General features: G+C 72.1%; 12 protein-coding genes. 3 read left to right on the top strand and 9 right to left on the bottom strand.

Annotation, left to right across the window (positions count from 1 at the left end):
• Nucleotides 1–470 precede the first annotated feature (470 nt).
• The 3 genes from BG452_RS22265 to BG452_RS22255 form a co-directional block, all read right to left on the bottom strand.
• The gene (locus BG452_RS22265; protein ID WP_188306103.1) at nucleotides 471–1,268 is read right to left on the bottom strand and encodes a DUF3710 domain-containing protein; all 798 of its coding nucleotides are present in this window, start codon (nucleotides 1,266–1,268) and stop codon (nucleotides 471–473) included.
• 69 nt (nucleotides 1,269–1,337) lie between these two features.
• Nucleotides 1,338–1,781: a dUTP diphosphatase gene (dut, locus tag BG452_RS22260; protein ID WP_411292992.1), complete on the bottom strand. Its 444-nt coding sequence runs from the start codon at nucleotides 1,779–1,781 to the stop codon at nucleotides 1,338–1,340.
• 20 nt (nucleotides 1,782–1,801) lie between these two features.
• Nucleotides 1,802–2,380 (bottom strand): PaaI family thioesterase, encoded by a 579-nt coding sequence (locus BG452_RS22255; protein ID WP_317621171.1) that lies wholly within the window; start codon nucleotides 2,378–2,380, stop codon nucleotides 1,802–1,804.
• Nucleotides 2,381–2,516: 136 nt separating this feature from the next.
• Here BG452_RS22255 and BG452_RS22250 point away from each other — a divergent pair, with 136 nt between their 5' ends.
• Nucleotides 2,517–2,966 carry a DUF3093 domain-containing protein gene (locus BG452_RS22250; RefSeq protein WP_411292991.1) on the top strand — a complete coding sequence of 150 codons (450 nt, stop codon included), beginning with the start codon at nucleotides 2,517–2,519 and terminating at the stop codon, nucleotides 2,964–2,966.
• 227 nt (nucleotides 2,967–3,193) lie between these two features.
• Here BG452_RS22250 and BG452_RS22245 read toward each other — a convergent pair whose 3' ends face one another.
• The 4 genes from BG452_RS22245 to BG452_RS22230 all read right to left on the bottom strand — a co-directional run bounded on the left by BG452_RS22245 (nucleotide 3,194) and on the right by BG452_RS22230 (nucleotide 7,320).
• The gene (locus BG452_RS22245; protein ID WP_030057692.1) at nucleotides 3,194–3,493 is read right to left on the bottom strand and encodes a DUF4193 domain-containing protein; all 300 of its coding nucleotides are present in this window, start codon (nucleotides 3,491–3,493) and stop codon (nucleotides 3,194–3,196) included.
• Between the two features lie 506 nt (nucleotides 3,494–3,999).
• On the bottom strand, nucleotides 4,000–4,983 hold the full coding sequence (locus BG452_RS22240) for an acyl-ACP desaturase (protein ID WP_188306099.1): 984 nt from the start codon (nucleotides 4,981–4,983) through the stop codon (nucleotides 4,000–4,002).
• Nucleotides 4,984–5,256: 273 nt separating this feature from the next.
• Nucleotides 5,257–6,579: an ATP-binding protein gene (locus BG452_RS22235; protein WP_188306098.1), complete on the bottom strand. Its 1,323-nt coding sequence runs from the start codon at nucleotides 6,577–6,579 to the stop codon at nucleotides 5,257–5,259.
• Nucleotides 6,580–6,666: 87 nt separating this feature from the next.
• A complete protein-coding gene (locus BG452_RS22230) occupies nucleotides 6,667–7,320 on the bottom strand; it encodes a response regulator transcription factor (protein ID WP_188306097.1) in 654 nt (217 codons plus the stop codon).
• Between the two features lie 442 nt (nucleotides 7,321–7,762).
• Between BG452_RS22230 and BG452_RS22225 the strand changes: the two genes are divergently transcribed.
• Complete coding sequence (locus tag BG452_RS22225) at nucleotides 7,763–7,948, top strand: hypothetical protein (RefSeq protein WP_030057688.1); 186 nt, start codon at nucleotides 7,763–7,765, stop codon at nucleotides 7,946–7,948.
• 224 nt (nucleotides 7,949–8,172) lie between these two features.
• Here the strand turns inward: BG452_RS22225 and BG452_RS22220 are convergent, their stop codons facing one another.
• Together BG452_RS22220 and BG452_RS22215 are read right to left on the bottom strand one after the other, a co-directional pair.
• Nucleotides 8,173–8,991, bottom strand: a complete 819-nt coding sequence (locus tag BG452_RS22220; protein ID WP_317621169.1) for an inositol monophosphatase family protein — start codon at nucleotides 8,989–8,991, stop codon at nucleotides 8,173–8,175.
• Between the two features lie 38 nt (nucleotides 8,992–9,029).
• The gene (locus tag BG452_RS22215) at nucleotides 9,030–10,172 is read right to left on the bottom strand and encodes a ferrochelatase (protein ID WP_188306096.1); all 1,143 of its coding nucleotides are present in this window, start codon (nucleotides 10,170–10,172) and stop codon (nucleotides 9,030–9,032) included.
• 131 nt (nucleotides 10,173–10,303) lie between these two features.
• On the opposite strand from BG452_RS22215, the gene BG452_RS22210 reads away from it, so the two are divergent.
• Nucleotides 10,304–11,572: an MFS transporter gene (locus tag BG452_RS22210; protein ID WP_188306108.1), complete on the top strand. Its 1,269-nt coding sequence runs from the start codon at nucleotides 10,304–10,306 to the stop codon at nucleotides 11,570–11,572.
• Nucleotides 11,573–11,578 lie beyond the last annotated feature (6 nt).

The following is an 11,578-nucleotide window of genomic DNA, read 5'->3' as shown; positions in this document are numbered from 1 at the left end:
CAGGATCAAACTCTCCGTGAATGTTTACTCGGCCCCACAATCAAGCAGGGCCGGTGCACACCCGCGTTGAGCGGCACGGCAACCACCGGAATAGGGCGGTCCCGCGCACTGCGTCCTCGCTAGTGTTTGTTTCAAAAGGAATCTCCAACCCCGATCAGACGATCGAGGTCGGGGATGTCAACATATCTGGCGTTGACTTTTGGCACGCTGTTGAGTTCTCAAGGAACGGACACTTCCTTCGAGCCGCCTTCCAGCGGGCCCTCCGGGCGCTTCGTTCTTTCGTGTTTCCAGCTTATCAGATGTTTTCCGCTCCGTTTTCCGGAGTTTCATTCATCGGATTCACTTTCCGCTTTGTCGCCCCGGTCTCCCGCGGCGACTCCGGAACTGTACGGTGACCGGCCCGCCACATGCAAATCGCCTCCGCCCGGGGTTCCGGGCGGAGGCGATCAGCAGAGACGATCGGGCGGGGATCAGCGGACCTCGGTGATCTCCGGGCCCCGCGCGAACGGGTCGAGCGAGCCGTAGCGGCCCTCGCCCTCGCCCGCGGCGGCAGCGGCCCCGCCACCGTCGGCGACCATCTGGGCGTCCTCGGGAAGCTTCAGCACGATCGGGTCGCGGGGGGCCATCGGGCTCTCACCGCGCACGACGACGGTCTGCCGGAAGACCTGCTCCAGGATGCCGGCCATCTCGGGCTGCACGGCGGCCTGGCCCGAGATCACGCCGCGCAGGAACCAGCGCGGACCGTCGCAGCCGACGAAGCGCACCATCTGCACGCCCTGGGTGCCGTCCGGGAGCTGCACCGGGACCTGGGCGCGGAGGTGCCAGCCGAGCGGGCCCTCCTCCTCCTCGATCAGGCCGCCCTGCGAGGTGATGCCGTTGGCGATCTCCTCGCGGACCTCCCCCCAGATGCCCTCCGACTTCGGGGCCGCGAAGGCCTGAAGCTGGATGGCGCTGTTGCCGAGCACCAGGGTGGCGGCGACGATCGCGTCACCGGCGACCTCGACGCGCAGCTCCATGCCCTCGACACCGGGGACCAGCAGACCCCCGAGGTCGACTCGTCCCTCCTCCGGGGTCTCCAGTTCGGTGTGGTCCCACGGGCCGTCCGGCCGCGGGGCCGGCGGCAGGCCGACCTTGTCGGCCTGGTCCAGCTCGGTCACGTTCTCGCTCTCGGCGGAACCTTCGACGTCATCGGCCGTCTCGTCGGCGCTGATGGCGTCGTCGGCGAGCTGCTCGACAGCGTCCTCGCTCTTCTGGCGACGACGGAACACGGTCACTGTCCTTCCCGGTCCAAGACCGATGCGAATACCTGCTCGGCTTCCTGCGAGGCCGCGGGAATGCTAGACCGCGGCGTGGCCGCCGGTCGACCCGAACCCACCCTCGGCGCGTGCCGACCCCGGCAGCTCGGCCACCTCGTGGAAGCGGGCCCTCTCGACCTGCTGGATGACCAGCTGGGCGATCCGGTCCCCTCGGCGGAAGCTGACCCCCTCGCGCGGGTCCAGATTGACGACGATCACCTTGATCTCTCCACGGTACCCGGCATCGACCGTCCCCGGGGCGTTCACGAGAGCAACTCCGCAACGAGCTGCCAGCCCGGAGCGCGGGTGGACGAAGGCCGCGTAGCCGTCCGGCAGCGCGATGGCGACGCCCGTGGGGAGCACCGCCCGCTCGCCGGGGGCCAGCTCGGCGTCGACGGTGGTCCGCAGGTCGGCGCCGGCGTCCCCGGGCTGCGCGTACTCGGGCAGCGGCAGCTCGGCGTCGATGCGCTTGATCAGGACGTCCAGCTGCGGACGGGGGGTCTCGCTCAAGGGTTCACCTCAAAGGCTCGTGCGCGCTTCATCAGATCCGGGTCGTCGAGGACCTTGTCGATGTCCTCGGCACGACCGTGCGTGGTGAAGTGTTCCAGCTTCACCTGGATGAACAGTGCCTGTGCACGCACGGCGACCGGTCCGTCCGGGCCGCCGATCCGCGCCTCGGCGGCGCTGTAGATCTTGCGGCCGCGCACTCCGGTGATCCAGGCGCGCAGGTGCAGCACCGAGTCGACGGGCACCGGCCTGAGGAAGTCGGTCTCCAGCCGGCCGGTCACGGCGGGCGCGTGCAGCAGCCAGTTGAGCGTGCCGAGGGTCTCGTCCATCGCCGTCGTCAGCAGGCCGCCGTGGGCCAGCCCGGGGCCGCCCTGGTGGACGTCCCGGACGGTGAGCTCGGCCGTGACGTCCAGGCCCTCGCCGGCGACCGCGTCGATCCGCAGGCCGCCGGGGTGCTGCGGTCCGCAGCCGAAGCAGTGCTCGTAGTGCGAGCCTAGGTGGGTGCCGGGGGCGGGCGCCTGGGGGTGGCGCTCCGGGATCACGGCGTCCGGCGGCGGGGTGGTCGGGGTCGGCGGCACCGCGGGCGCCGACCGGTCGGTGGGGGTGGTGGGGGTGGTCGTACCGGTCACGGTTCGCCAGCCTACCCAGGGGTAGCAAGGCCTCCGGTGGGGGTGGCGTCCCGGCCCGGGCGTCAGGGCGCCCACAATGGAGGGCATGTACGACGAACGCCTCACGGTGCCGCGCTCCTGGTGGCTGCTCCCCGTCGCAATCGGTCTGACCCTCGCACTGATCCTGATCCGGGTCAGCGGCCTGGCCGCCCTGGTCGGCCTGGTGGTCGGCATCGCCGCCGGCGCGGTGGCGATCAGCAGCTACGGCTCGGCCCGGATCCGCGTGGTGCAGGGCTCGCTGGTGGCCGGGCCGGCCCGGATCCCGGTGGACGCGCTGGGTGCCGCCCAGGCCCTGAGTCCCGCCGAGGCCGCGGCCTGGCGCGGCCCGAAGGCCGATCCCCGTGCCTTCATGCTGCTGCGCAGCTACGTCCCGACCGCGCTGCGGGTCGAGGTGAGCGACCCGGCCGACCCGACGCCCTACCTCTACCTGTCGACCCGCTCGCCGATGAAGCTGGCCGAGGCACTGGAGGAGGCCCGGCGCGGCGCCCGTACGTAGCCGACGCACCACAGGCCCCGAAAGACCGAGAGGGACGGTTCCGCTGATGCGGGACCGTCCCTACGACTTTGTCCTGGCCGGCACGCGGCCGACCGACTCCGTCCTCCCGCGTCCGTCCCGCAGGACGGGCCGCGGACCTGCCGTCCGGCCCCGCTGCCCGGGGCCGGAAGGGGCGGTGTGCCGGTGCCGCGGGAGCCACGGGCACCTGGCGCTGTCCGCTGCGGTGCTCAGGCGCCGCAGTCCCGGCAGATCGGGTTGCCGTTCTTCTCGCTGTACAGCTGGCTGCGGTGGTGGACCAGGAAGCAGCTCATGCAGGTGAACTCGTCGGCCTGCTTCGGCAGGACCCGAACTGCGAGCTCCTCGTTCGAGAGGTCGGCGCCGGGAAGCTCCATGCCTTCGGCAGCGTCGAACTCGTCGACGTCGACGGAGCCGCCGCCCTTGTCGTTCCGCCGAGCCTTGAGCTCCTCGATGCTGTCTTCGTTGAGCTCGTCGTCGGTCTTGCGTGGGGTGTCGTAGTCGGTTGCCATTTTTCGCTCTCCCCCTCCGGGTTTGTGCGGTGTGTGCGGTATCTCCAGCGCACGTAACGCATGGGGGGTCGGTCTTGTGCCCGACCCGAGGCGGAGATTTTGCCTTACTTCAAGCCCCGTTACTCAATCGACACTCAGCCAGGGCTCCGTTGGGGTGATCCTCCGAGGCGCAAAAGGCCTCACGCTGGGCCATCTCCGACCCGCCGAATGCCCGCCAGGTCGGCGACTCACAGTGAGCGAAACCCGTACGGGTGTCCGCTGAATCCCTTGCCCACCAGGGATGCCGACCAATCCTGCGGACCGGCGGCGGGCCGGATACCGGTCACGGACGGCGATCGACACCCCCGATGGAGTGATCACTCTCCGGGGTCACCCCGCTCCGCGGAGCGACACGGTGTGAGCTTGGTCACGTTCAGAATCTTCCGGGGCAAACCACGGAAAATCCACCCACTCCGCCCCCTCCCTCGGAGGGCGCGACGACCCGGGGGAGCGCCCCCGCGGGCGCCCTAACCGGCGTTCCGGCGGGCCTCCCGGCGGGCCAGCAGCGCAGCCTGGCGCTCCTCGAACTTGCGCGCCTGCCCGTCCAGCCCGTCCAGGAAGGCCCCCAGCTCGTTCTGGGCCAGCAGGCCCTCGGGGCCGAGGCCGCCGATCTCCATCACGCGCAGCTTGCGCAGCACGGGCTGCAGCACGTCGTCGTGGTGGATGCGCAGGTTGTACACCCCGCCGAGGGCGATCTGCGCGGCGGCGCGCTCGAAACCGGGGATGCCGTGACCGGGCATCCGGAAGTTGACGACCACGTCGGCGATGGCGCGCATGGCCTGGTCGGGGGCGATCTCCAGGGCGGCCTTCAGCAGGTTCCGGTAGAAGACCATGTGCAGGTTCTCGTCGTTGGCGATCTTCGCCAACAGCTGCTCGCACAGCTCGTCCCCGGCGTACCTGCCGGTGTTGCGGTGCGAGATGCGGGTGGCCAGCTCCTGGAACGCCACGTACGCGACCGAGTGCAGCATGCTGTGCGCGTTGTCGGACTCGAAGCCCTCGGACATGTGGCTCATCCGGGCCCGCTCCAGCTCCACCGGGTCGACGGCCCGGGTGGCGAGCAGGAAGTCGCGGATGGCTATCCCGTGCCGGCCCTCCTCGGCGGTCCAGCGGTGCACCCAGGTGCCCCAGGCGCCCTCGCGGCCGAACATGCTCGCGATCTCGTGGTGGTAGCTGGGGAGGTTGTCCTCGGTCAGCAGGTTCACCACCAGCGAGACCCGACCGAGCGGGGTCACCTGCGACTGGTCCAGCGACCAGGCCTCGCCGCCGAGCACGCCGTCGAAGTCCCGGCCCTGGCTCCACGGGACGAACTCGTGCGGCATCCACTCCTTCGCCACCCCCAGGTGGCGGTTGAGCTCGGTCTCGACGACCTCTTCGAGGGCCAGGATCAGCCGCGCGTCGGTCCAGCCGCTCGATCCGAGCGAGGGACTGCTCTGCACGGGGGCGATGGTCACGATCTTGCTCCTGGGGGGGACGGATACGCGCGGGACGGGCGCGTTGGGCGGGCACGCGTCCGTTTCTCGGAGCCGTCGGCGGACATCCCGGCGGTCGCACTTACGGTTGCGTAGGTTACGACACCGTAAGTTGCTCGGGCCGGAAATGACAAGCCGCCCCCGCCAGGCCTTATGTCGTCTTGACGGGCCTGACGGGGGCGGCTGAGAACGGTCGCCCACGGAACGTGGCAGCACCGGGAGCCATGACGGGCCGGATCGGCCCTGTGAGGGGGGCTAGGGCGAGGGAATCCGCACCCGCATGGTGAGACCGCCCCCGGCGCGCGGGGTGGCCTCGACGGTGCCGCCGTGGGCGCGCACCACCGAGCGGACGATGGACAGGCCCAGCCCGACCCCCCTGTCACTGCGGGTGCGGTCGGCGCCCTTCACCCGGCGGAACGGCTCGAAGATGTGCTCCAGCTCGTACCCGGGCACCACCGGGCCGGTGTTGGACACCACCAGCTCACCGCCGCCCGGCACCGTGGCGGTGGCCAGCTCGACCCAGCCGCCCGGGGTGTTGTAGCGGACAGCGTTCTGCAGCAGGTTGAGCGCGAGCCGCTCCAGCAGCACCCCGTTGCCCGCGACCACCGCCGGATCGAGCTTGGACCGCAGCTCGACCTCCCGCTTGTCGGCCTCGCCCCGGGTCTGCTCCAGCGCCCGGGTGGCCACCTCGGACAGCTCCACCGCGCGGCGGTCGGTCAGCTCGTTCTCGCTGCGGGCCAGCAGCAGCAGGCCCTCGACCAGCTGCTCGCTGCGCTCGTTGGTGGCCAGCAGGGTCTTGCCGAGCTGCTGGAGGTCGGGCGAGGCGGCCGGGTCGGAGAGCTGGACCTCCAGCAGGGTGCGGTTGATCGCCAGCGGGGTGCGCAGCTCGTGCGAGGCGTTGGCGACGAAGCGGCGCTGGGAGTCGAAGGAGCGGTCCAGCCGGTCCAGCATGTCGTCGAAGGTGTCGGCGAGCTCCTTGAGCTCGTCGTCCGGGCCGTCCAGCTCGATCCGGCGGTGCAGGTCGGAGGAGGCGACGTCCCGGGCGGTGCGGGTGATCCGGCCGAGCGGGCGCAGCACCCGGCCGGCCATCGCGTAGCCGGCCGCGAAGGCGATCACGGCGAGGCAGACCAGGACGGTGAGCGACTTGCGCAGCAGGGCGTTGACGGCGATGTTCGACGCGGCCTCGTGCCGGCTGGCGAGCAGCGCGTTGAACTGGTCGCTGGTCATCTGGACGCCGTTGACGACGAAGGACGAGTACGGGATGCCGTTGCGGTCGACGACGGAGAAGTTGAGCTGCGGCGGCGCGACGGAGTTCAGGGCCTGCTGGACGAAGTAGTACATCACCAGCAGCAGGACGACGCCCGCCATCAGGAACATCCCGCCGTACAGCAGGGTGAGCCGCATCCGGATGGTGGGGCGGAACGGCAGCCAGGCGAGCATGCCGTCACCGGGGACGTAGGTCTCGTGCTGGTTCGGGTGGGGCGGGCGCGGCGGGTGCACGGGCCTGGGCGGTACGGCACGCGGGCCGCCGGCGGGCGCGCCGGAGGGCCCGCCGGCCGGGGGCGGCGGGGTGGTCATGATGGTCCTCTCGGGCGTCCGCCGGGGCGGGCGCTGAGTACGGCGGGGAATCCTCGGGGGCGGGTTCCGTGGAGGCGGACTCCGGGGTCAGATCCGGTAGCCGGAACCGGGCACGGTGACGATCACCGGCGGGTCGCCGAGCTTGCGGCGCAGCGTCATCACGGTGACCCGCACGACGTTGGTGAACGGGTCGGTGTGCTCGTCCCAGGCCTTCTCCAGGAGCTGCTCGGCGGAGACGACGGCGCCGCCGGCCCGCATCAGCACCTCTAGGACGGCGAACTCCTTGGGGGCGAGCTGGACGGTGCGCCCGTCGCGGATCACCTCGCGCCGACCGGGGTCGAGCGAGATGCCCGACCGCTCCAGCACCGGGGGCAGCGGGATGGTCGCACGGCGGCCCAGCGCCCTTACCCGGGCCACGAGTTCGCTGAAGGCGAACGGCTTCGGAAGGTAGTCGTCGGCGCCGATCTCCAGGCCCTCGACCCGGTCGCTGATGTCGCCGGAGGCGGTCAGCATGATCACCCGGGTCGCCAGGCCCTGCTCGACCACCTTGCGGCAGACGTCGTCGCCGTGGACCAGCGGAAGGTCACGGTCCAGGACCACGACGTCGTAGTCGTTGACCGCGATGCGCTGGAGCGCGGCCTCCCCGTCGTACACCACGTCGACAGCCATCGCCTCGCGGCGCAGGCCGGTCGCGACGGCCTCGGCAAGCAGCTGCTCGTCCTCGACGACGAGAACCCGCACGGTCGTTGTCCCTTCTCCAGGCCGGCCCCGGAAACGGACGCACGGCTCCGACGGTGCCTCCATCCTGCCTGGTCCTGCGGTAAAGCAGCGATAAGCTGCCCCACGGGCAGGAAGCCCGGACCCCGCGACGGTGACCGTTCGTGTCGGTATCGCTCCGCTTGGACTGTGACACGGGCAACTTTCTTCCGCCGGGAGGTTTCCCGGCCCCCCGGGCGGGGAGGACAGCTGCACACCCGCGATCTGGCTGTTGGCCGATCGCACCCACCCGCCGTGCGTTCATCCGCGCCGGCCCTGGGGCTGGGACGTCACCGGGAGCGGCCGCAGGCCGTCTCCGCGCCCGACCGGAGTTCTCACCTGTCGGCCAGGGCGCATTCACCGGCTGAACCTTCCTCAGGGCGGAGAGCGCACGACCGTGCACGTCCGACACAGTAAGGGGGCCCGTATGGACGCCTTCAAGGCCGGAATCCTGCAGCGCATAGCCAACGCCGAGCAGGACCTGCACCGCGCGATCGAGGCCGGGGACGAGTTCCTCGCCGAGGTGGAGCAGTCCGAGCTGGACGACCTGCGTCGTCTCGCCGCCGAGCACGGTGTGGACACCGTGCTGGAACGCCACCGCACCGCCGCCTGACCCGACGCCGGTACTCCGGCACCAGCGGCCCTGCGGGGGCCGTGCGAAACCCCAAGCCCTGGCATCCCCCGTATGCCAGGGCTCTTCGCTGTCCCGAAGGGTTCCGCGCGGGGTTCGCCGTCCCGAGGAACCGTCGCGGGGCTTCGCCTTCCCGAAGGTTCCGCGCCGGGGGCTTCGCCTTCCCGAAGGTTCCGCGCCGGGGGCTTCGCCTTCCCGAAGCGTTCTCAGTCCGCCCAGGCGCGCAGCGCGGCCAGCCGCTCCTGCAGCGGCTGGTACACGCCCGGGGCGGCGGCCACGGTCAGCTCGCCGTCCGGGCCGTGCCCGGGGCGGCCGCCGACCAGGGCGCCGGCCTCGGTGGCGATCAGGCAGCCGGCCGCGCGGTCCCAGGGGGCGAGGCCGCGCTCGTAGTAGCCGTCCAGCCGCCCGGCGGCCACGTCGCACAGGTCCACCGCGGCCGCCCCGGCCCGGCGGACGTCCCGTACCTCGGGCATTAGCGCCAGCAGCACCTCGGCCTGGCGCACCCGCACCGGCTGGACGTAGTTGAAGCCGGTGGCGATCAGCGCCTGGCCCCAGGGCGGGGCCGGGCGGGCGGAGAGCGGCCGGCCGTCGAGGCGGGCGCCGCGGCCCAGCACGGCGTGGAACAGCTCCCCGCGCGCCGGGACGTAGACCACCCCGACGACGGCCCGGCCGTCCACCTCGGCGGCCACGCTGACCGCCCAGGAGGGCAGCCCGTACAGGTAGTTGACCGTGCCGTCGAGCGGGTCGACGACCCAGCGCACCCCGCTGGTGCCGGGGCGCTCGGCGCCCTCCTCGCCGAGGTAGCCGTCCTGGGGGCGGCGGTCGGCGATCAGCTCCACGATGAGCTTCTCGGAGGCGAGGTCCATCTCGGTGACCACGTCGACCGGGCTGCTCTTGGTGCCGGCCACGCCGAGGTCGGCGGGGCGGCTGTCGCGCAGCAGGACGCCGGCCTGCCGGGCCGCGTCCAGGGCGACGTCCAGCAGGTCGTCGAGGAGCCGGTCGTCGGGCAGGGCGGGGGTGGGCACGGGAATCTCCTCCGGAAGGGGTCGGTGCTCGGCGGGGGTCAGCGCTCGGCGGCGGCCGGGCGGGGGGTGCGCGGGTTGGGGCAGCAGGCCACCGCGCACACGTCGTGGCTGGGACCCAAGGCGCCGAGGGCGCAGCGGGTCACGGCCTCGCCGCGCTCGGTGGCGGCCCGTTCCAGGACGAGCTCGCGCACCGCGGCGGTGAACCGCGGGTCGGCGCCGACGGTGGCCGCGCGGGAGACCGGCAGGCCCAGGTCGGCGGCCTTGGCGACGGCCTCGGTGTCGAGGTCGTACTTGACCTCCATGTGGTCGGAGACGAAGCCGATCGGGACCATCACCACGGCCGGCGCGCCGTCGGCGTGCTGGGCCTCCAGGTGGTCGCAGATGTCCGGCTCCAGCCAGGGGGTGTGCGGAGCGCCGCTGCGGCTCTGGAAGACCAGCCGCCACGGCCGGTCGGCGACGCCGGTGCGCTCGGCGACGGCCGCGGCGATCAGCCGGGCCACATCCAGGTGCTGGGCGACGTACGCGCCGCCGGGCGTGCCGCGGGCCGGGTCGTCCGGGGCGCCGGAGGTCTCGGCCATCGCGTCCGGGATGGAGTGGGTGGTGAAGGCCAGCCGGGCGCCGTCCCGTACGTCGGCGGGCAGGTCGGCCAGGGCGGCCAGGGTGGCGTCGATCATCGGCTCGACGAAGCCGGGGTGGTTGTAGAAGTGCCGCAGCTTGTCGACGGTCAGCGCCGGGACGCCCTCCTCGGCGAGGGTGGCCAGCGCGTCGGCCAGGTTCTCCCGGTACTGGCGGCAGCCCGAGTAGCCGGCGTAGGCGCTGGTGGCGAGCACGGCGATCCGGCGGTGGCCGTCCGCGGCCAGCTCCCGCAGGGTGTCCACCAGGTACGGGGCCCAGTTCCGGTTGCCCCAGTAGACCGGGAGGTCCAGCCCGTGCTCGGCGAAGTCCTTGCGCAGGGCGGCGAGCAGCTCCCGGTTCTGTTCGTTGATCGGACTGACGCCGCCGAACATGAAGTAGTGCTTGCCCACCTCCTTCAGCCGTTCCCTGGGGATGCCGCGGCCCCGGGTGACGTTCTCCAGGAACGGGACGACGTCCTCGGGGGCCTCGGGCCCGCCGAAGGACAGCAGCAGCAGGGCGTCGTACGGGGCGGCGCCGGAAGGGGAGGGTTTGCGCGCGTCGGACATGGCACCGATCCTGCCACTGAGGGGCCGGGCGTCGGCGCCGGGGCCGCGCGGGCATCCGGAAAATCCCGTTTGCCAACGTACGTAAGCTGTCCAGACCAGCCTTGTTCCTTACCCCCCTGCTCGGAGCGCCCGTGCTGTCCAGCTACCGCCGAATATTCGCCGCGCCCGGCACCGTGGCCTTCTCCTCCACCGGTTTCGTCTCCCGACTGCCGATCTCCATGACCGGCATCGGCATCGTGACCATGCTGTCCCAACTGCGGGGCTCGTACGGCGTGGCCGGTTTGGTCTCGGCGACCCTCGCGGTCTCCGCCGCCGTCCTGGGCCCCCAGGTCTCCCGGCTGGTGGACCGGCACGGCCAGGCCAGGATCATCGTCCCGGCCATGGCCCTCACCATCGGCGCCGTCGTCGGCCTGCTGCTCTGCGCCCGGCTGGAGGCCCCGGACTGGACGCTGTTCGTCTTCGCCGCCGGCATGGGCGTGATGCCGAGCACCGGCGCGATGGTCCGCGCCCGCTGGGCGCACCTCTACCGCGAGGACGCCGACCGGCTGCACACCGCCTACTCCTTCGAGGCCGTGGTCGACGAGGTCTGCTTCATCGTCGGCCCGATCCTCTCCATCGGCCTGGCCACCTCCGTCTTCCCGGAGGCCGGCGTGCTGCTCGCCGGGATCTTCCTCACCGTCGGCGTGCTGCTGTTCGCCGGCCAGCGCTCCACCGAGCCCCCGGTCCACGAGGCCGCCAGACAGCAGGGCCGCTCGGTCATCCGCAACCGCGGCCTGCAAGTGCTGATCCTCACCTTCGTCGCCACCGGTGCGATCTTCGGCTCGGTCGAGGTGGTCACCGTCGCCTTCTCCGAGACCCAGGGGCACAAGTCGATCTCCAGCGTGATCCTCGCCCTGTGGGCGCTCGGCTCCTGCCTGGCCGGAGTCGTGTTCGGCGCCGTCAAGCCCGCCGGCTCGATGGCCAGGCGGTTCTTCCTCGGCGTGCTGTTCATGGCGCTCAGCATGGTGCCGCTGCTGCTGGTCGCCCACGCGGTGCACGGCATCGGCGGCCTGGTCGCGGTCGGCGCCGCGCTGCTGGTCGCCGGCGTCGCCATCTCCCCCACTCTGATCACCGCGATGGCCCTGGTCGAACGGCTCGTCCCGGCCGCCCAGCTCACCGAGGGCATGACCTGGACCACCACCGGACTCGCCCTCGGCGTCGCGACCGGCTCCTCGGCCGGCGGCTGGGTCGTCGACGCCTCCGGCGCCGCCGCGGGCTACTGGGTGCCACTGGCCGCCGGCGCGCTCGGGGTGCTCGCCGCCCTGGCCGGACTCGGACGACTGCGCGCCGGACTCGGCGCCGAGCAGCCCGCCGGGGCGGGCGACGGAACGGTCGGACGACCCGTAGACGCCGAACGGTGAACTGAC

It is taken from the genome of Streptomyces sp. CBMA123 (assembly GCF_014596465.1).
Lineage (GTDB): Bacteria > Actinomycetota > Actinomycetes > Streptomycetales > Streptomycetaceae > Kitasatospora.
The sequence above is the reverse complement of the archived record's forward strand: the minus strand, read 5'-3'. Positions and strand labels throughout refer to the sequence as shown.

Bases quoted from the DNA above. Each gene is read 5' to 3' on its own strand.
- BG452_RS22245 (WP_030057692.1), bottom strand. From the start codon at position 3,493: ATGGCAACCGACTACGACACCCCACGCAAGACCGACGACGAGCTCAAC.
- BG452_RS22215 (WP_188306096.1), bottom strand. From the start codon at position 10,172: ATGTCCGACGCGCGCAAACCCTCCCCTTCCGGCGCCGCCCCGTACGAC.
- BG452_RS22225 (WP_030057688.1), top strand. From the start codon at position 7,763: ATGGACGCCTTCAAGGCCGGAATCCTGCAGCGCATAGCCAACGCCGAG.
- BG452_RS22250 (WP_411292991.1), top strand. From the start codon at position 2,517: ATGTACGACGAACGCCTCACGGTGCCGCGCTCCTGGTGGCTGCTCCCC.
- BG452_RS22235 (WP_188306098.1), bottom strand. From the start codon at position 6,579: ATGACCACCCCGCCGCCCCCGGCCGGCGGGCCCTCCGGCGCGCCCGCC.